Raw genomic sequence first — 19,197 nt, forward strand, 5'->3', positions numbered from 1 at the left:
TTGCTTTGGTTTCAGGGAAGACACCCATGATTGCTCAGTTGCACAGCGCTGCCGCGCAAATTCGCCATGCCGTGCGTGCGGCCACCGAAGGCCTGGTCGGGCGCGAGCAACTGGCCGAGCTGATTGTATTGGCCGCCGTGGCCCAGGAGCACATCCTGGTCATCGGGCCACCTGGCACCGCCAAGAGTGCCGTGGTGCGGCGTGTGGCGCAGTCCATGGGCGGGCGTTATTTCGAGTACCTGCTGGGGCGCTTTACCGAACCCTCGGAATTGTTCGGTGCGGTGGACTTGAAGAAACTGCGCGAAGGCACTGTCGAAACCGACGTCAGTGGCATGCTGCCGGAAGCCGATATCGTCTTTCTCGATGAGGTCTTCCTCGGTTCGACCGCCATCCTCAACACCCTGCTGGGCGTGCTTAACGAGCGCCGCTTTCGCCGTGGACACACCCAGATCCAATGCCCGCTGCGCGTGTGTGTCGGTGCTGCCAACGGCCTGCCGGACGACGAAGCGCTGGCGGCGTTCGGCGATCGTTTCCTGTTGCACCTGTTTGTCGAGTCGGTGCCGGATAACCAGTTGGAGGCCATGCTCGCGGGTGGTTGGCAGTCGGAACAGCGGCCGGTGCAGCATTTGCTCGGTTTGACCCAGTTGGACACCCTTGGCCATGCGCTGAAAAGCGTCGATCTAAACCCCGTACGTCCGTTACTGGCCCAGGCTATCCGCCGCCTGCGTGAAGCCGGCATTCAGTTATCGGACCGGCGTATCGTCAAGTCTCAACGACTGATCGCAGCGGCTGCCTTGCTGAGCGGGCGTCTGGAAGCCAGCGATGCGGACCTGTGGCCGCTGCTGTACGTGCTGCCGACCCAGGAAAGCCAGCAACACGGTCGTGAAGTGCTGCGCGACCTGTTTGCCGCCTCCAGCAACCGTCACTTGTTCAGTGCGGTGGAGGAAGCCACCTTGCAGCCGATGTCACGACTCAATCGCCTGTTGGAAACCGCCGAAGATTACCTGGCACGCACCGAGCCACCGGCGAGCCCGGCGCTGGAAGGCCTGCTGCGCGAGATTGACGCCAACTTCAACAGCCAGACCCTGCCTGAGCCGTTGCGACAGGTACGCGGGCAATTGGCTCGACTGCTGACGCCCACGCCATGAGTGCAGCGTTGCAGCGTTGGACCTGGCGCCCACGGCAGGTACCGACCGAGCCGCAGGCCGCTGTCGCCTGGGGTGACGCTGCTCGGTTTCTGCACGCGCGCTTGTTACAGCTGCCGGACGAACAGGCTGCGCGACTGCAAGCCACGGCCAGCGGTGACGTGCTGGTGGTTACCGGCGCCGGTGTTGACCTGCCCTGGGTCGACGGGGTGGCCTACGCCGCACCGGGAGATGTCGCACCAGGGCTGTGGTTGCCCACCAGCTGGGAGCCGACAGCTGCGGTAGATGTACTGGGCCAGGCCCTGGCGGCACGTTTCAAACGTTCGCCGTTATTGCTGTGGCGTGAACCGCAGGCCGTGGTGCCGCTGGATCGCTTGCTGCCCGTCAGCCCCGATCATTTGCGGCGAATCGCTGCCCATTGGGGGATGCCCGATGCAACTGCCTGATGCCCTGCAACCCTGGCGGCAGTGGCTGGAATGGTTTGCGCCCGAGCATCTGCCGGTGTTCGCCGATCTGCTGGGCCGCCTCAACCCGCTGCTCGGCCCACTGCGCGGCAGGCAACAAGGCGGTGTGCCGGAGCCTGATGGTCTGGGCGACCTGCAACGCCGTGGCCCCTATGAGCGTCTGCTCTCCAGCGAATGGTTGCTGGCAGAGGAGGTACCCGATGAGTTTCTCCGCCGCGCGGTCGGGGGCGAGCATATGTTCCTCGCGCCCCAGTACCGTGCCCGTGAGGCCAACCGCCTGATGGTGGTGCTGTTCGACGCCGGTCCCCTGCAGTTGGGGGCCGCACGCCTGGTGCATATCGCATTGCTGATGCTGTTGGCGCGGCGTGCCGAAGAGGCGGGCGCCGAGCTGCGTTGGGGGCTGCTGCAAGGCCCGCCGGTGTTGCATGAACTGGATTCGGCGGCGCAGATCAAGCGTCTGCTTAACGCCCGCACCTATGAAGGGGTGAGCGACAGCCACTGGCATGCCTGGCGCGACTGGATGGCCGCGCAGGATCGTCCTGCGGGTGAATGCTGGATGGTCGGGCAACGCTTGCCGGTCGCCGACGCCAGGCATTGCAGTCACCGGGTCCAGGTCAAGCGCAGCCTGGATGGGCGTAGCCTGTCGTTTGAGTTGCAGGCAGGCCAGACGCGACGGGTGTTGCTGCCGATGCCGCAGGCGCAGCACGCGGTGCAATTGCTCAAAGGGCAGTTCGATCACGAGGTCAAGGCACCGCCCGCCACCAAGACCGGTGTGGTGCCGCGCGTGGTCCTGACCTTGCCGCCGGTGATCTCAGGCGCCGGCAGCCATGTCGCCCTGCGCATGCTGGATGAAACCGGAATGGTGGTGATCAAGCTGCCGTCGAGGAACCAGAAAAAATCCCTTGAGGTGCGTCGGCGCCTGTGGTCCGGCCACCAACGCGCGTTGAGCATGAGCTTTCACTACCGCAGCCTGGGCGCGGTGCTCAGCAGTGACAACACCTTGAGCTTCTGGAACATACCCGGCATTGCCCCGATCGACAAACCGCCCGCCGAACGACTGCACCTTCCTCCAGGCACCGCGACGTTCCTGCCCTCGGTGTGGTTGCGCAGTCAGAAAAGCGAACGGCTCTACCTGCTGGACAGCAAGGGCCGGCTCGCCTGCTGGCAAGGCGCGGTGCTCCGCGCACCGGGGCGTGGTGGCTGCGAGATCACCGACAATGTCATAGGCCTGGCCCAGGTCGACACCTTGGCCCTGGCCTACGCCCGCAGTGAAGGCGGGCAAGTCGTCGTGTATGCGGCTACGGGCGATGGGCTGAGGTCCGGTGGTTACGCGGTGGGTGCGGCCAATGGCGTGAGCCAGGTGCTGTTTGCAGGCACCGCCTATTGGCGGCAGTACTTTGGCGGCTGTGCACTGCTGACCGATAATCTTGGCAGCCAACGTTGGCGCGTGGTCACCCACGACAGCTTCCCCTCGAAAAAAGCCCAGATCGACCTGGCCCCCGGCTGGAAGGCCATCGGCCTGCACCATGAGGTTGGCCCCCAGGAACTGCACGCGCTGGTACTGCTGGGCCCGAACCAGCACACCGTCGGTTTGTATATCGAAGGGCAGCAGCGTGTGCTGTTCACCACCTCGGCAGCGATTGCGCGGGCAACGTTCTGCCCTATGAGTGGCCTGGTCGCCGTTATCACCAGTGCCCGTGAACTGTTGGTGTATTCGGTGCCCGAGCGTGCCATGCGCCTGCAAGTGCTGTGTAACCAGGTCGCGTTGTTAACCCATGAGCGTGAGCATGCTTGAACAGGACGGAATGCTGATCAGGCGCCCGCTGCTGACGGGGCATCAACACATTGATGGGCTGTGGTTTTCCAGCGACCGCTTGGATTTGCACGAGCGCGCCGGCTTGATCCTCGAATATTGGCAGCCCGGCGCCCGTGCCTACCGCTTTGCCGACGGCGATGTGTTGCAGTTCGCGCGGCCTGAATCGGTGTTGTGCGAAACCCTGGTCGGTTGGCCGCTGGTGCGCCAGGGCCGTGGTTTGTCCTCCGCGCTGCTCGACCCGCAGGAGCTGCGGGCCTTGCCGGCTGCCGACCTGTGGCTGGTGCGTGGCAGCCAGGTGCAGGCCTTGCAGTTGCGCGATGCGCAGTTGCTGGCGCCTGGGCAGTGGCTGGATATCAGCGCCTGCACACTGTTGGATACCTTCGACTGCCATGCACCGGTACTGGACCCAGTGCCGCCGCTGCGGGTCACCGATGTGCGCGAGATTCTCGGCGGGGCACTGGAACCCGTCAGTCCGGAGCGGGAAGGGGTGATGCAGGCACTGATCGAACGTCAGCGCCATGCGCCGAAGAGCCCGCCGGCCAAAGCGACCGCGGCTGGCAACGGCGAGTGGGACTCACGCGAGCCTGCCTCGTTCCCGGCACTCAAGCTTGGCGCGACCTTGGCGCTGGTGACTGCTGTGCTGTGGATGGCCAACCAGGGTCAGCACGCGCCCTTGACACCCATGCCAACGCTGAGCAGCGACCAGGTTTTTGCGGTGGTCGGCGTGACGTTGGTCGGTGGGCTGTTCTTGACCGGCTTTTTATGGGGCCTGAACCGAGCCCTGCGGCGTGGGCGCACGCCAGTCGCCGGCACGCCAACAGCACCGGTCGCCCCAGGCATCGCTGCGCGCAGCGAACCGCGCCAGCACAAACCCGCCGCATGGCGCCGCTGGCTGACCCGCCTGACCCTGCATTCGCGCTTGTCCACGTTGTATGGCAAGCGTCAGGCTGCTTATGTGCGGCGGATGCTTGAGATGTTCGAGGACGGCAATTTCGAAGAAGCCTTGCGCCATGCCATTCCCTTGAATGGTGAGCAGTCCGGTGACGAGCAGAGCTTTGGAACGCCCCAACGCCGCCAGGACCTGGCCCTGGACCGGGAGAACGGGGCAAGCCGTTCGATGTTCTTCGAAGAGGGGATGACCGAGCACCTGCGCCAGGTTTACCGCCAGACCTATGAGCGCCTGGACCGCGCCGGGCGCATTGAAGAAGCGGTGTTTATCCTCGCCGAGTTGCTCAAGGAGCGTCAGCAGGCCCTCGATTACCTGGAAAAACACGCGCGCTATCAACAAGCCGCCGACCTCGCCCTGGCCTGGGATATGCCACCTGGGGTGATCGTACGCCTGTTGTGCCTGGCCGAGAACTGGCAGCGCGCCTTGCTGGTGGCGCGCCGTGACGATGCCTTCGGCGATGCGGTGTTGATGCTCCAGGCCAAATCACCGGAAACCGCCGACCGCCTGCGCCTGGAGTGGGCCGAAGCGTTGATCGCCAAGGGGTTGTGGCTGCAAGCGGTCGATGTGATCTGGAGCCTGCCGGCTGAACGCCCACGCGCCGCGCAATGGCTGCTCAATGCCGAAGCGGCCGGTGGGCGCCTGGCCATTGGCGCGTTGGTCAAGCGCGCCATCCTGCTGCCGGACACCCTGGAGGCGTACGGCGAATGGGGCGAAGACGTGCGTGACGACCCCGCGCGCGGCAGCGAGCGCGCCGCCCTGGCCGAGGCATTGCTGGAACATAAAGCCCAATCCTCGGCCCTGGCCTGGCTGGCGGGCGCTACCGTGCACGCGATTCTTGCCGACCAGTTCAGTGGGCACGGGCGTCTGAACTTTAATCAGTTGCAGGCGCTGGTCAAAATGAGTAGGGATAAATTACTTCAGGCGGACCTGCCGGGCCAGGCGCTGAAACGTCCAGCCGTTGTGTCGCTGGACCGCGTGGGCAGCACGCTGGAGTGGTCCGCACCGGCGGCGGGCAATCGGCCGATCCTGGATGCCGTGCCCCTGCACGATGAGCGTTACCTGTTGGGGCTGGGCGAGGCCGGCGCGATGGTGGTGGATGCGCAGGGCAAGACGCTGTTTCATTTTGCGGTGCCGGCGCAGCAGATTGTCATCGGCCACAGCCGCCAAGTGGCCTTGGCGCTGACGCGTCGAGACCGGCTGTGGCGTATCAGCAAGCTGGACCTGGTAAGCCGCACGGCCACGGACCTTGGTGTCTTGGCGCTGGACGTATTCGCCAAGGTGTTTGACGGCACTGCCTGGACCGTCGGCCGTGACCGGGAACTGCGGGTGGTGGACGTCGATCGTGGGTTTGAAACGTTATGGCACGTGGGCGATCTACCGGCACGGGTGCATGCCCTCGAGACGGATCAGCACAACGAATACCTGTGGCTGTTGGAAATGGGCGGGATCCTGGCGCTCTGGCATTATCGTTTGCCGGAGCGTCGCTTGATCAGTCGCGACCCTGGAATCGATGTCATAGACGCGGATTTCGGGCTACCCAGTGCAACCGGTCAGGCGGTGCAATACTTGATCAAGTACGACAGCGAAGGGCCGCCGATCCTCGTTCTGAAGCAGGGTGGGACGCGCAAGGGCTATCGTTTGCCTGGCAACCTGCGGGAGGAAGAGTGGGATCAAACGGTCTGGCCATTCCTGTTCGAGGACTGGCTGCTGATTCGCTATGGCGTGGAGGAAGAAGCGACCCGTTGGCATTTCATTCATCGCGCCAGCGACCGGCTCTGCGTCAGCCTGCACTGGCCACAAGCGCAAGTCCAGGCGCGGCGCCTGGGGGCGGACTGGCTGTTATTCGATGATCAAGGCCGCTTGAGCCACATCAACCTCGACCACGCCAGCCAGCACAACCTCACCCTGCATTGACCGTTTCCGGCATCAACGTGGCAATCAATGCCCGTATGGTGCCGGGCAGTGCCTCAAGCTCCCTGACCAGAATACTGCGCTCACGAATCGCCCACGGCTCATCCAGCGTCACCGCCACCAGTTGCATGGTGCGGCTGTGCCGTACGGCAGCGGACTCGGGGATGATGCCGATGCCCACGCCCGCTTCGACCATCCGGCAAATCGCCTCGAAGCTCGACACCTGGATACGCAACGACAACTGCTTGCCCAGCCGCTCGACGTGTTCGCGCAGGAAGCTGAGCAAGGTGCTGCCTTCATGCAGGCCGATATGTTGATAGGCCAGGGTCTGTTCCAGCGTGACCGAGGCTTGATCGGCCAAGGCGTGGCCGACGGGCACCATCAGCACCAGTTTGTCGGTGCTGAAGTGCAATACCTGCAAGCCCGCCGCTTCCACGGGGCCGGCAATGATGCCCATGTCGCTGGTGCCATCCAGCACGCCGCGCACAATATCGCGGGATAAGCGCTCCTGCAGGTCGACAGTCACGCCAGGGCGCCGGGACAGGAAGCCCGCCAGCACCTCCGGGAGGAACTCGGTGACTGCCGTGGTGTTGGCGAAGATGCGGATATGCCCGGCGGAATCCACACCGTATTGGGTGAACTCACTCTTGAGGTAATCCACCTGGCGCATGATCAACCGCGCATGGTGCAGCAGCCGTTCGCCCGCCGGGGTGACCTCCACGCCACGGCTGTCGCGGTACAACAGGCGTGTGTCGAGCTGGCCTTCCAGTGCCTTGATCCGCGCACTCGCGGCGGCTGGCGAGAGGAACGCGCGTTTGGCGCCCTGGGTCAGGCTGGGGGATTCGGCGATATGGATAAACAGGCGCAGGTCGGCCAGGTCGAAGTGCATGCAAAACTCCAGGCTTGCGAAGACCTGTGGCGAGGGCGCTTGCTCCCGTTGGGGTGCGAAGCGGCCCCAAAAACCAGGCCTGCTGCGCAGTCCAGCGGGAGCAACACCCTCGCCACAAAAGGTACGGGTTGGAATGCGGCGTTCAGCATAACCGAACGCTGGTTTATTGAAATGCAAATTCTCAGAACGGGCCGGCGCTTGCATGATCCGGGGCAGACACTCACTGCCCGAGGACCTGCACCTGATGAGCGCCACTGATTGGATCGGTCGAAGCGAAACCGCCCACGACCACCTGAGCCATAACCTGCTCAAACGCATTGCCGCCACCTTTGGTGAAGCCGTCCCCGAGCAGGGCGCGGACCTGCCGCCGCTGTGGCAATGGTGCTTCTTCCAGGACCCGCTGCCGGAAAGCGCCCTGGGTGACGACGGCCACCCGGCCCGTGGCGGCTTCCTGCCGCCGGCGGATAACCGTAATCGCATGTGGGCCGGTGGGCGTATCGAGTTCCTGTACCCGTTGCGTGCCGGCGAGGCGGCGACCCGTGTGTCGACCATCACCCAGGTCGAAGAAAAGACCGGCCGCAGCGGCTCACTGCTGTTTGTCACCGTGCGCCACGACTATGCCCAGGACGGTCGCCTGGCGATCCGTGAAGAACAGGACATCGTCTACCGCGAGCCGACGCCGCCCAAGCCGGGCAGCGGCGAGGCCCTGGCCCAGGGCGAGTGGTCTGAGGCGATAGACCCCACGCCGACCCTGCTGTTTCGCTACAGCGCCGTGACCTTCAATGGTCACCGCATTCACTACGACTACCCCTATGTCACCGGCACCGAAGGCTACGCCGGGCTGGTGGTGCATGGCCCGCTGATCGCGACCTTGAGCCTGCGCGCGTTTTGCCGCGCCCACCCCGAAGCCACCGTGCGCCGTTTTGCCTATCGCGGTGTGCGCCCGTTGATTGCGCCGCAGCCTTTTGCAGTGGGCGGGCGCATCAGTGAAACCGGGGCGGCGGCGTTGTGGGCCGGGAATGCCGATGGCCTGGCGCAAACCGCTGAAGTGCATTTCGAATAATCCAAGAACAACAGGCGGAGAGCCGTTAGATGAACCCGAATGACAACGAAGCACTCAATGCCATCCGCGACGGCGTGCGCGCCTTGTGCGCCGAATTCGATGCGGCCTACTGGCGCCGGATCGACGAGGAAAAAGGCTTCCCCGAAGCCTTCGTCAAGGCACTGACCGACGCCGGCTGGCTGTCGGCGATGATTCCCGAGGAGTACGGCGGCTCCGGCCTGGGCCTCGCCGAAGCCTCGGTGATCCTTGAGGAGGTCAACCGCTGCGGGGGTAACTCCGGCACCGTGCACGGCCAGATGTACAACATGTTCACCCTGTTGCGTCACGGCAGCGAAGCGCAAAAACGCTTCTACCTGCCCAAGCTCGCCAGCGGCGAATTGCGCCTGCAATCCATGGCCGTCACCGAGCCGACCACCGGCACCGACACCACCAAGATCAAGACCACTGCGATCAAGCGTGGCGACAAATACGTGATCAACGGCCAAAAAGTCTGGATCTCGCGGGTGCAGCATTCCGACCTGATGATCCTGTTGGCGCGCACCACGCCGTTGGCCGAGGTGAAGAAAAAGTCCGAAGGCATGTCGATCTTTTTGGTCGACCTGCGCGAGGCCATCGGCAACGGCCTGACCGTGCAGCCCATCGCGAACATGGTCAACCACGAGACCAATGAGTTGTTCTTCGACAACCTTGAGCTCCCCCTCGATAGCTTGATCGGCGAGGAGGGCAAGGGTTTCAAATACATCCTCGACGGCCTCAATGCCGAACGCACCCTGATCGCCGCCGAATGCATCGGCGACGGCCGCTGGTTTATCGAAAAAGCCAGCGCCTATGCCCGCGACCGTGTGGTGTTTGGCCGACCCATCGGGCAGAACCAGGGCGTGCAGTTTCCGATTGCCGAAGCGCATATCGAAGTCGAGGCGGCAGACCTGATGCGCTGGCGCGCCTGTGCGGAATACGACAACGGCGTCAATGCCGGCGCCAGCGCGAACATGGCCAAGTACCTGGCGGCCAAGGCGTCCTGGGAAGCGGCCAATGCCTGCCTGCAGACCCATGGCGGCTTTGGCTTTGCCTGCGAGTACGACGTGGAGCGCAAATTCCGCGAGACGCGCTTGTACCAGGTGGCGCCGATCTCGACCAACCTGATCCTGTCCTACGTGGCCGAGCACCTGCTCGAACTGCCACGCAGCTTCTGAGGGCTTGCGCATGAGCCATACCCAAGCCCTGTGTCGGTTCCTGGCCGAGCTGACCTACGAGCAATTGCCCGAGCCCGTGCTGGCGCGCACCGAAGACCTGTTCCTGGATTGGCTGGCGTCCGCGTTGGCCAGCCAGGGCGCGCACCCGATCCCATTGTTTGAACGCTATGCGCAGAAGATGGGGCCGAGCAGCGGCCCGGCGCAGGTGATCGTCAATGGCGCCGGCAGCAGCGCGTATTTCGCTGCGCTGGTCAACGGCGCCTCGTCCCATCTGGTGGAGCAGGACGACCTGCACAACAGCTCGGTGCTGCACCCGGCCACCGTGGTGTTTCCCGCCGTCTTGGCCGCCGCGCAAGACCTCGGTAAATCCGGCCGCGATGTGTTGCTGGCCTCGGTGGCCGGTTATGAAGCCGGGATCCGCATCGGCGAATTCATGGGCCGTTCCCATTACCGCATCTTCCACACCACAGCCACGGTGGGCACCCTGGCGGCGGCGGTGGCAGTGGGCAAGTTGCTGGATTTCAATCAAGAACAGTTCATCAATCTGCTCGGCAGCGCCGGCACCCAGGCCGCCGGGCTGTGGGAATTCCTGCGTGATGCCGCCGACTCCAAGCAACTGCACACGGCCAAGGCAGCCGCAGACGGTTTGCTCGCCGCGTACCTGACGGCGGATGGCCTGACCGGTGCGCGCAATATCCTCGAAGGCGACCAGGGCTTGGCGGCGGGTATGTCCACGGATGCCGAGCCGAGCAAGTTGTCGGCCGACCTTGGCAGCCGGTGGGCGCTGCTGGAAACCTCGTTCAAGTTCCACGCCGCCTGCCGCCATACCCATCCGGCCGCCGATGCGTTGCTGGCGTTGATGCAACGCGAAGGCCTGGATGCCGTCGATATCGCCCGCGTGGAAACCCGTGTGCACCAAGGCGCCATCGATGTGCTGGGCCGGGTAAGCGTGCCGACCAGCGTGCATCAGGCCAAGTTCTCCATGGGCACCGTGCTGGGGTTGATCGCCGTGCATGGCAAGGCCGGGCTCACCGAGTTCCACGAACAGGCGTTGACCGATCCCGCCGTCGCCGTCTTTCGCGACAAGGTCAGCATGACCCTCGACCCCGAGGTCGATGGCGCCTACCCGCAGCGCTGGCTCGGCCGCGTCACTGTCACCACGGTTGACGGCCGCACGCTGCACGGCGCCATCGACGAACCCAAGGGCGACCCGGGCAACAGCCTGAGCCGTGAAGAGCTGGCGGATAAATTCCAGCGCCTCACCCAGTTCAGCAGCGCCCGCACACCGGCCCAGGCCGCCGCATTGATCGCCAAGGTCTGGGATTTGCGCAACGCCGCGTCCATGGCCCACTGGCTTTGAGGAACCATCATGACTCACCCACGACCGCTGGACGGCATCACTGTTGTCAGCCTGGAACACGCAATTGCCGCGCCATTTTGCACCCGTCAACTGGCCGACCTCGGCGCCCGTGTGATTAAGATCGAGCGCCCTGGTGCCGGTGACTTCGCCCGTGGTTACGACGAGCGCGTGCGTGGCCTGGCCTCGCATTTCGTGTGGACCAACCGCTCCAAGGAAAGCCTCACCCTGGACCTCAAGCAGGATGAAGCCGGCGCTATCCTCGACAGCCTGCTGGCGGATGCCGATGTGCTGGTGCAGAACCTTGCACCAGGCGCGGCGGCCCGCATGGGCCTGTCATTCGAGGCGCTGCATGCAAGCTTTCCACGGCTGATCGTCTGCGATATTTCCGGCTACGGCGAAGGCGGGCCCTACGAGAAAAAGAAAGCCTACGACCTGCTGATCCAGAGCGAGGGCGGCTTTCTGTCGGTGACCGGCGGCCCGGGGGACGACCAGATGGCTAAGGCGGGTTGCTCCATCGCCGACATCTCCGCCGGTATGTACGCCTACAGCGGCATCCTTTCGGCGCTGCTGTTGCGCGGCAAGACGGGGCAGGGCAGCCGCATCGACGTGAGCATGCTCGAAAGCCTGGTGGAGTGGATGGGCTACCCGATGTACTACGCCTTCGACGGTGCGCCGCCGCCCCCGCGTGCCGGCGCGGCGCATTCGACGATCTACCCCTACGGGCCGTTTCCCACCGGTGACGGCGGTACGGTGATGCTCGGTTTACAGAATGAGCGCGAATGGGCGGCGTTCTGCGACAAGGTGCTGCTCACGCCTGAGCTGGCGGCGGATGAGCGCTTCAGCGCCAATTTCAAGCGCTCGGCCAACCGTGAGGCGCTGCGCCAGATCATCGTCGACAGCTTTGCGCAACTGGATGCCGAGGCAGTGATCCAGCGCCTGGAAGACGCGCAGATCGCCAGCGCCCGCGTCAACGATATGCAAGGCGTGTGGGACCACCCGCAGCTCAAGGCCCGCGACAGTTGGCGTGAAGTGGCGAGCCCTGCCGGGCCGCTGCCGTCGCTGTTGCCGCCGGCGCGCAATGCGGCGTTTACCCCGCGCATGGACGCTGTGCCGGCGCTGGGGCAGCACAGCCAGGGCATCCTCAATCAGCTCGGTTACTCCGGCGATGCCATCGACAGCCTGCGCGCGCGCGGCGTTATTTAATAAGGAAGTCCGTTATGCCCAACCCTCTTGTGCGCTCTGCGCTGTTTGTTCCCGGCAGCCGGCCGGAGCGATTTTCCAAGGCGCTGGCCAGTGGCGCCGACGCGGTGATCGTGGACTTTGAAGACGCGGTGGAAGAGCCGCTCAAGCGCCAGGCGCGGGCTAACCTCGGGGCGTTCCTGCAAGGTCATCCGCAGGCCCGGGTGTGGGTGCGCATCAACGCGCCGGAACATGCCGAGCATTTTGAAGATGTGGCGTTCTGCAAAGCCCACGCCAATGTGGCGGGGGTGCTGTTGCCGAAAGTGGAAAGCGCGGCCCAGGTGGCCGTGGTCGCCGCTGCGGGCAAAGTGATCTGGCCGATTATCGAAAGCGCGCGCGGCTTGCTGGCGGTGGCTGAAATCGCCCATTCGCCGCAGGTCGAACGTCTGTCATTCGGCGGCCTGGACCTGGCACTGGACCTCAACCTGAGCAGCAACTCCCCGGCCGCGCAGTTCGCCCTCGACCAGGCGCGCCTGGCGCTGATCGTGCATTCCCGAGCGGCTGGCCTGGTGGCGCCACTGGATGGCGTGCACCCGGCCATCGACGACCCCGAAGGCCTGCGCCGCTCGATCCGGCATGCCTATGAAATGGGTTTTGCCGGCGCGTTGTGTATCCATCCCAGGCAGGTGGCGGTGATCCATGAAGCGTTGGCGCCCAGCGCCGCAGACCTGGCCTGGGCCCGGCGAGTGGTGGACGCCGGGGCGCACGGGGCAGGGGCTTACCAGATTGATGGGCAGATGGTGGATGCGCCGGTGCTGTTGCGCGCGCAACGGCTGCTCGCACAGTTATAGCTGACGAAACCGAATCAAATGTGGGAGGGGGATCTCCACTTTTCTTGAGGTTAGTGTTCGGCCTGGCCGAACGCAGGTATCAAAAATTCGAAATTCACTACACGCGCCATATCAGGCACCTTGCCCTACAACACAACAATAAGAAGGTGATTTTCCATGCTCAAGCTTTCTCGGGCGCTGTTCTGCGCCGCCACCTTGTTTGCCGCAGGCCTGGCCCAGGCGGCGGACCCGATCGTGATCAAGTTCGCCCACGTGGTCGCTGAAAACACCCCCAAGGGCCAAGGCGCGTTGCTGTTCAAGAAGCTCGCCGAAGAACGCTTGCCCGGCAAGGTCAAGGTCGAGGTGTACCCCAACTCGTCGCTGTTCGGCGACGGCAAGGAAATGGAAGCGCTGCTGCTGGGCGACGTGCAGATGCTGGCGCCGTCCCTGGCGAAGTTCGAGCAATACACCAAGCAAGTGCAGATCTATGACCTGCCGTTCCTGTTCAACGACCTGGCCGCCGTCGACCGGTTCCAGGCTGCCGAGGGCAAGCAACTGCTGAGCTCGATGCAGAACAAGAACATCCTCGGCCTGGCTTATTGGCACAACGGCCTCAAGCAACTCTCCGCCAACAAGGCGCTGCATGAGCCCAAGGACGCCCGTGGCCTGAAGTTCCGCGTGCAGGCCTCCAGCGTGCTGGAAGAGCAGTTCAAGGCGATCCGTGCCAACCCACGCAAGATGAGCTTTGCCGAGGTGTACCAGGGCTTGCAGACCGGTACCGTGAATGGCACCGAGAACACCTGGTCGAACTATGAAAGCCAGAAGGTCAACGAGGTGCAGAAGTACTTCACCGAATCCAACCATGGCCTGATCGATTACATGGTCATCACCAATGCCAAGTTCTGGACCGGCCTGCCGCCGGACATCCGCAGCACCCTGGAGCAGATCATGGTCGAGGTCACCGTCGAGGTGAACAAACAGGCCGAAGCGCTGAACCAGTCGGCCAAGCAGAAGATCATCGACGCCAAGACCAGCGAAATCATCGAGCTGACCCCCGAGCAACGCCAGCTGTGGCGCGACGCGATGCGCCCGGTGTGGCAGAAGTTCGAAGGCGAGATCGGGGCTGATCTGATCAAGGCGGCGGATGCCGCCAACCAGTAAGGCCGGTTTCCGCCCTGACATCTCATTTGCTTTCGCGAGGTTTTGCCATGCAAACGCTAAGGCGCGTCTGGGAGCACCTGGAGGAAGGTTTTATTGCCTTCCTGCTGGCCGCCATGACCCTGGTGACATTCGTCTACGTCATGCTCAACAACATCTACACGCTGTTCTTTGCCCTGGCCGACAAGTGGGCCTTCAGCAGCAACTTCTTCAGCGCCCTGGGTGACGGCACCATGACCTGGGCCCAGGACATGACCTGGAGCGTGGCGCTGACCAAGGCCATGTTCGGCTGGCTGATTTTCTTCGGCATTTCCTATGGCGTGCGCACCGCCGGACACCTGGGGGTGGACGCGCTGGTCAAGCTGACCAGGCGTCCGGTGCAGCGCGTGCTGGGCATGCTCGCCTGCCTGTGCTGCCTGGCGTATGCCGGGCTGTTCATGGTCGCCAGCTACAAGTGGGTCAGCGCGGTGATGACCGCCCATATCGGCGCCGAAGACCTCGACAAGTTCGGCATCGACGTGGGTGACATCGTGATCATCGTGCCCATCGGTTTTGCCCTGGTGTTTATCCGCTACCTGGAGATCTTCTACCGCATCTTTACCCGCCGTCAGGTCGGGTTGGGGCTGGCCGACGAGGCCGGTGAGGCCAGCAAGTTGGCCGGCAGCCATGGGGAGCGTCACTGATGGCCGTGCTCTGTCTGTTCCTGCTGTTGTTCGTGTTCATGTTCCTCGGCGTGCCGATTGCCATTGCGCTGGGTTTGTCGGGAGCGGTATCGATCCTGATGTTCAGCCCGGACTCGGTCAGTTCCCTGGCCATCAAGCTGTTCGAAACCTCCGACGCCTACACCTTCCTGGCGATCCCGTTCTTCCTGCTCTCCGGCGCGTTCATGACCACCGGCGGCGTGGCGCAGCGGCTGATCGACTTTGCCAACGCCTGTGTCGGGCATATCCGTGGCGGCCTGGCGATTGCGGCGGTGCTGGCGTGCATGCTGTTCGCGGCGCTGTCCGGCTCATCCCCGGCGACTGTGGCGGCGGTGGGTTCGATTGCCGTGGCGGGCATGGTGCGTTCCGGGTACCCGAAGGAATTCGGCGCGGGGATCATCTGCAACGCCGGCACCCTGGGCATCCTGATTCCGCCGTCGATCGTGATGGTGGTGTACTCGGCGGCGACGGAAACCTCGGTGGGCAAGCTGTTCATGGCCGGGGTGATTCCTGGCTTGCTGCTGGGCCTGATGCTGATGGTGGCGATCTACATCGTCGCGCGCATCAAGAAGCTGCCGGCCCAGCCACGGGCGACGTTTCGTGAATGGTTGAGCTGTGCGCGCCGCGCATTCTGGGGCCTGTTGCTGCTGGTGATCATCCTCGGCGGCATTTACAGCGGCATGTTCACCCCCACCGAAGCGGCGGCGGTGGCGGCGGTGTACTCGGCCTTTGTGGCGTTGTTCGTCTACAAGGACATGAAGCTGCGCGACTGCCCCAAGGTGCTGCTGGAGTCCGGGCGCCTGGCGATCATGCTGATGTTTATCATCGCCAATGCCATGCTCTTCGCCCATGTGCTGACCACCGAGCAGATCCCCCAGGAAATCACCGAGTGGGTGTTGTCGGAAGGCCTCACGCCGATCGGTTTCTTGATCATGGTCAACGTGGTGCTGCTGATCGCAGGCAGCTTCATGGAGCCTTCGGCCATCGTGCTGATCCTGGCGCCGATCTTCTTCCCGATCGCCATGAAGCTGGGCATCGACCCGATTCACCTGGGCATCGTGATGGTGGTCAACATGGAAATCGGCTTGGTGCACCCACCGGTGGGGCTGAACCTGTTCGTGACCTCGGCAGTGACCGGGTTGACGCTGGGGCAGACCATTCGTGCGGCGTTGCCGTGGTTGATGATCCTGTTGGTGTTCCTGATCATGGTCACGTACTTGCCGTTTATCTCGCTGGCCTTGCCGCACTGGCTGGGGATGTAACGCGGCTCAACAAGTGATTCACTGTAGGAGCGAGCTTGCTCGCTCCTACAAAGTGCCTTAACTGACTGGCATTGGGGCTTGCCCCTCCCACATTGGTTTTGCGTCCGGCTCTATTGGTCCATCGCACTCAAGATCGCGTGGGCGACTTTTACCCGTTCGGCATTCGGGTAGTTCTTGTTCGCCAATATCACCACGCCCAAACCTTTGCTCGGCACATACGCCACGTAGGCGCCAAACCCATTGGTGGAACCGGTTTTATTCACCAGGATGTCGGTGTGGGGCGCTTGCGGTGGCATCAGCCAGTCGACGGTGTGCGGCTCCATTGCCATGGGTGTGGAGTTGCCGGCAATCAACGCATCGAGCTGGATGGGGTAGGGGTACATTTCCCAACCCAGGCCCTGGGTCATGCCGTCCACGCTGTAGTAACCCGTGTGAGTCACGGTAATCGCCTGCTGCAAGGTTTTATCCAGATTCGCCGGGTGCATGTTCACGTCAACGTACTTCAGCAAGTCCGCAGCGCTGGTCTTGATGCCGTAGGCCTCGCTGTCCATGGCGCCGGGGCCGACGCGCACAGGTTTGCCATCTTTGCCATAGCCCTGGGCGTACAGGCTCATCTGGCTCTGCGGCACTTTGATGAAGGTGTGCTTGAGCCCGAGGGCGGGCAACAGGGTTTTCTCCATCACCTGATCGAACGGCTGCTTCAGGCTCTGCGCCGCCAGGTAGCCGAACAACCCCAGGCTCGGGTTGGAATACAGGCGCCGGGTGCCAGGAGCGAAGTCGGGTTTCCAGTGCTGGAAGTAGCTGATCATGCGCTGGCTGTTATCCGCCTGAGCGGGGAACTGCAGGGGCAAGCCGCCTGCGGTGTACGTGCCGAGGTTAAGCACGCTGATGTGGTCGAACTTGCCGCCGCCCAGTGCCGGCAGGTAGTGGCTGGCCGGGTCGGAAAGCTTGAGTGCGCCGGTGGCCACGGCATAACCGGCCAGAGTGGCGGTGAAGGTTTTGCTCACCGAGCCGACTTCGAACAGGGTGTTTTCGCTGACCGGCTGGCGGGTGTCGGTGGCCGCGACGCCGTAGTTAAAGTATTGCGCCTTGCCGTCCCGCACCACGCCGACCACCACGCCGTTAATCGACTGCTGCTGCATCAGCGGTTTTACATTGGCATCCACCACCGCCTGCAGATCGGTGGCGGCCAGGCAGTTGCCGGCGGCGATAAAGACCGCGAGGGCGGTGAAATTACGCACGCCAGACAATAAATGTTGGGGCATGATAACGCTTCCATGAGAATGATCGATTGAATGAAGAGCCTGCGCGGGCGAGGCAAATGTAGGCAGTTCGCCAGCCCTGGGCAAACGATGATAACTCGCAGCAGCCATTAGAAATATTAGGGTCGATATGCTCCGCTCCCATTTACCGTTGAACGCCTTGCGCGCATTCGAAGCGGCCGCCCGGCATTTGAGCTTTACCCGCGCTGCCATCGAGTTGTGCGTGACCCAGGCGGCGGTCAGCCATCAGGTCAAGAGCCTGGAGGCGCAGCTCACTGTCACCTTGTTCAAGCGCCTGCCGCGCGGGCTGATGCTCACCCGCGAAGGTGAAACCCTGCTGCCGGTCGTGCGCGAATCGTTCGACCGCATTGCCCATACCTTAGGCCAATTCGAGGGCGGGCATTACCGTGAGGTGCTCACGGTAGGAGCGGTTGGCACCTTCGCCGTCGGCTGGCTGCTGCCACGTCTGCCGGACTTCCAGAGCCGCTTCCCGTTCATCGACCTGCGCCTGTCCACCCACAACAACCGTGTCGACGTGGCGGCCGAAGGCCTGGATTACGCGATTCGTTTCGGTTCAGGTGCCTGGCACGGCACGGATGCGGTGGAATTGCTGGACGCGCCGCTGACGGTACTGTGTGTGCCGTCACTCGCCGAGCAGTTGCACACGCCGGCCGACCTGTTGAAACACACGCTGCTGCGCTCCTACCGCGCGGATGAGTGGAGCCTATGGCTTCAGGCTGCCGGGTTGCCCGCCGACACCCTGGTACCGCGCAGCATCGTGTTCGACTCGTCGCTGGCGATGATGGAGGCGGCACTGCAAGGCAGCGGCGTGGCGCTGGCGCCGGCGATGATGTTCTCGCGGCAACTGGAGAGTGATGTGATTCGCAAGCCCTTCGACGTCGGCATCAGCACCGGCAGCTACTGGCTGACGCGTTTGCAGTCGCGGGCCGAGACCTCGGCGATGCTGGCATTCAAGGACTGGTTGCTGGAGGAGTGTGGGAACGATCACTGTGGGAGGGGGCAAGCCCTTATCAAACTTTCTACTCCTTAACTGACAGGCATCAGGGCAAGCCCCTCCCACATGTTGACTGCATTCAGGCCAGGTATTTACGGAACCAGCCCAGCGTCCTTTCCCACGCCAGATTCGCCGCCGCCTCGTCATAACGCGGTGTCGAATCGTTATGGAAACCATGGTTGGCCCCCTTGTAGATATACGCTTCATAAGTCGTGCCGGCAGCCTTCAGGGCCTTTTCATACGCCGGCCACCCTTCGTTGATCCGCGTATCCAGCTCGCCGAAATGCAGCATGATCGGCGCCTTGATGCGCGGCACGTCCTTGTCTTGCGGCTGGCGCCCGTAGAACGACACCGCCGCGCCCAGTTCCGGGTAAGCCACCGCCGCCGCATTGGTCACGCCGCCGCCATAGCAGAAGCCGGTGATGCCGACCTTGCCGGTGCTGCTGTCGTGGTGCATCAGCCATTCGATGGCGGCGAAGAAGTCGTTCATCAGCTTGGTCGGGTCGACTGTCTGTTGCAGCGCCACACCTTTTTCATCGTTGCCGGGATAGCCGCCCACCGAGCTCAGGCCGTCCGGCGCGAGGGCGATAAACCCGGCTTTGGCCAGACGCCGGGCGACGTCTTCGATGTAGGGGTTGAGGCCCCGGTTTTCGTGAACCACCACCACGGCCGGCAGCTTGCCGGCGGCCTTGGCCGGGCGCACCAGGTAGCCACGCACGGTGCCGTTGCCCTTGGGCGAGGGGTAGGTGATGTAGTCGGCGACGATGTCCGGGTCGGTGAATTTCACCTGTTCGGCCAGGGCATAGTTGGGGCTTAGGGCCGCCAGCAGGGCCGACGCGGTGAGGCCGCCAAAGGTGAACAGCGCGGCGCGGTCGAGAAATTCGCGGCGGTTGATCTTGCCGTGGGCATAGCCGTCGTAGAGTTCCAGCAGTTCGGGGGCAAAGTCTTTCGCGGTGAGACGAGTCATCGGTTCGGTCCTTTTTGGGCGATGGCATTTAAT

The 19,197-nt window shown here is 63.6% G+C and carries 16 protein-coding genes; 13 read left to right on the forward strand and 3 right to left on the reverse strand.

Annotated features, from left to right (window positions below; translation table 11 throughout):
• Positions 1–26: 26 nt before the first annotated feature.
• From ACHPFG_RS14115 to ACHPFG_RS14130, 4 genes are read left to right on the forward strand one after another with little or no spacing between them, the layout of a single operon-like run.
• Positions 27–1,148: an AAA family ATPase gene (locus ACHPFG_RS14115; protein WP_431703142.1), complete on the forward strand. Its 1,122-nt coding sequence runs from the start codon at positions 27–29 to the stop codon at positions 1,146–1,148.
• Positions 1,145–1,591 (forward strand): hypothetical protein, encoded by a 447-nt coding sequence (locus ACHPFG_RS14120; RefSeq protein WP_431703143.1) that lies wholly within the window; start codon positions 1,145–1,147, stop codon positions 1,589–1,591. Before ACHPFG_RS14115 ends, ACHPFG_RS14120 begins: the two co-directional genes overlap by 4 nt.
• Positions 1,578–3,404: a hypothetical protein gene (locus ACHPFG_RS14125; protein WP_431703144.1), complete on the forward strand. Its 1,827-nt coding sequence runs from the start codon at positions 1,578–1,580 to the stop codon at positions 3,402–3,404. The genes ACHPFG_RS14120 and ACHPFG_RS14125 overlap by 14 nt, the downstream gene beginning before the upstream one ends.
• Entirely contained in the window at positions 3,397–6,288 is a 2,892-nt protein-coding gene (locus tag ACHPFG_RS14130; RefSeq protein ID WP_431703146.1) for a bpX6 domain-containing protein, read from the forward strand. The genes ACHPFG_RS14125 and ACHPFG_RS14130 overlap by 8 nt, the downstream gene beginning before the upstream one ends.
• Here the strand turns inward: ACHPFG_RS14130 and ACHPFG_RS14135 are convergent.
• On the reverse strand, positions 6,275–7,174 hold the full coding sequence (locus ACHPFG_RS14135; protein WP_431703148.1) for a LysR family transcriptional regulator: 900 nt from the start codon (positions 7,172–7,174) through the stop codon (positions 6,275–6,277). The two genes, ACHPFG_RS14130 and ACHPFG_RS14135, sit on opposite strands and share 14 nt — an antisense overlap.
• Positions 7,175–7,418: 244 nt before the next feature.
• On the opposite strand from ACHPFG_RS14135, the gene ACHPFG_RS14140 reads away from it, so the two are divergent.
• The 8 genes from ACHPFG_RS14140 (at position 7,419) to dctM (ending at position 15,920) form a co-directional block, all read left to right on the forward strand.
• Complete coding sequence (locus tag ACHPFG_RS14140; protein ID WP_431703150.1) at positions 7,419–8,237, forward strand: FAS1-like dehydratase domain-containing protein; 819 nt, start codon at positions 7,419–7,421, stop codon at positions 8,235–8,237.
• 29 nt (positions 8,238–8,266) lie between these two features.
• The gene (locus ACHPFG_RS14145) at positions 8,267–9,430 is read left to right on the forward strand and encodes an acyl-CoA dehydrogenase family protein (protein WP_431703153.1); all 1,164 of its coding nucleotides are present in this window, start codon (positions 8,267–8,269) and stop codon (positions 9,428–9,430) included.
• Positions 9,431–9,440: 10 nt separating this feature from the next.
• Positions 9,441–10,790, forward strand: coding sequence for an MmgE/PrpD family protein (locus ACHPFG_RS14150; RefSeq protein WP_431703155.1), 1,350 nt, complete (start codon positions 9,441–9,443; stop codon positions 10,788–10,790).
• A gap of 9 nt (positions 10,791–10,799) precedes the next feature.
• Complete coding sequence (locus tag ACHPFG_RS14155; RefSeq protein WP_431703158.1) at positions 10,800–11,993, forward strand: CaiB/BaiF CoA transferase family protein; 1,194 nt, start codon at positions 10,800–10,802, stop codon at positions 11,991–11,993.
• 14 nt (positions 11,994–12,007) lie between these two features.
• Positions 12,008–12,820, forward strand: coding sequence for an HpcH/HpaI aldolase/citrate lyase family protein (locus ACHPFG_RS14160; RefSeq protein ID WP_431703160.1), 813 nt, complete (start codon positions 12,008–12,010; stop codon positions 12,818–12,820).
• A gap of 156 nt (positions 12,821–12,976) precedes the next feature.
• A complete protein-coding gene (locus ACHPFG_RS14165) occupies positions 12,977–13,960 on the forward strand; it encodes a TRAP transporter substrate-binding protein (protein WP_431703162.1) in 984 nt (327 codons plus the stop codon).
• Positions 13,961–14,007: 47 nt separating this feature from the next.
• Positions 14,008–14,640, forward strand: a complete 633-nt coding sequence (locus tag ACHPFG_RS14170) for a TRAP transporter small permease (RefSeq protein WP_027608529.1) — start codon at positions 14,008–14,010, stop codon at positions 14,638–14,640.
• The gene (gene dctM / locus ACHPFG_RS14175; RefSeq protein WP_431703165.1) at positions 14,640–15,920 is read left to right on the forward strand and encodes a C4-dicarboxylate TRAP transporter large permease protein DctM; all 1,281 of its coding nucleotides are present in this window, start codon (positions 14,640–14,642) and stop codon (positions 15,918–15,920) included. The genes ACHPFG_RS14170 and dctM overlap by 1 nt, the downstream gene beginning before the upstream one ends.
• 110 nt (positions 15,921–16,030) lie before the next feature.
• Here the strand turns inward: dctM and ampC are convergent, their stop codons facing one another.
• Complete coding sequence (ampC, locus tag ACHPFG_RS14180; protein WP_431703168.1) at positions 16,031–17,185, reverse strand: class C beta-lactamase; 1,155 nt, start codon at positions 17,183–17,185, stop codon at positions 16,031–16,033.
• A 127-nt stretch (positions 17,186–17,312) separates the two neighbouring features.
• Between ampC and ACHPFG_RS14185 the strand changes: the two genes are divergently transcribed.
• Positions 17,313–18,233, forward strand: a complete 921-nt coding sequence (locus ACHPFG_RS14185; protein ID WP_431703170.1) for a LysR family transcriptional regulator — start codon at positions 17,313–17,315, stop codon at positions 18,231–18,233.
• Between the two features lie 43 nt (positions 18,234–18,276).
• Here the strand turns inward: ACHPFG_RS14185 and yghX are convergent, their stop codons facing one another.
• Positions 18,277–19,164: a YghX family hydrolase gene (gene yghX / locus ACHPFG_RS14190; RefSeq protein WP_131696077.1), complete on the reverse strand. Its 888-nt coding sequence runs from the start codon at positions 19,162–19,164 to the stop codon at positions 18,277–18,279.
• Positions 19,165–19,197: the final 33 nt, after the last annotated feature.

The sequence above is a fragment of the Pseudomonas sp. BR20 genome (assembly GCF_050780135.1).
GTDB lineage: Bacteria > Pseudomonadota > Gammaproteobacteria > Pseudomonadales > Pseudomonadaceae > Aquipseudomonas.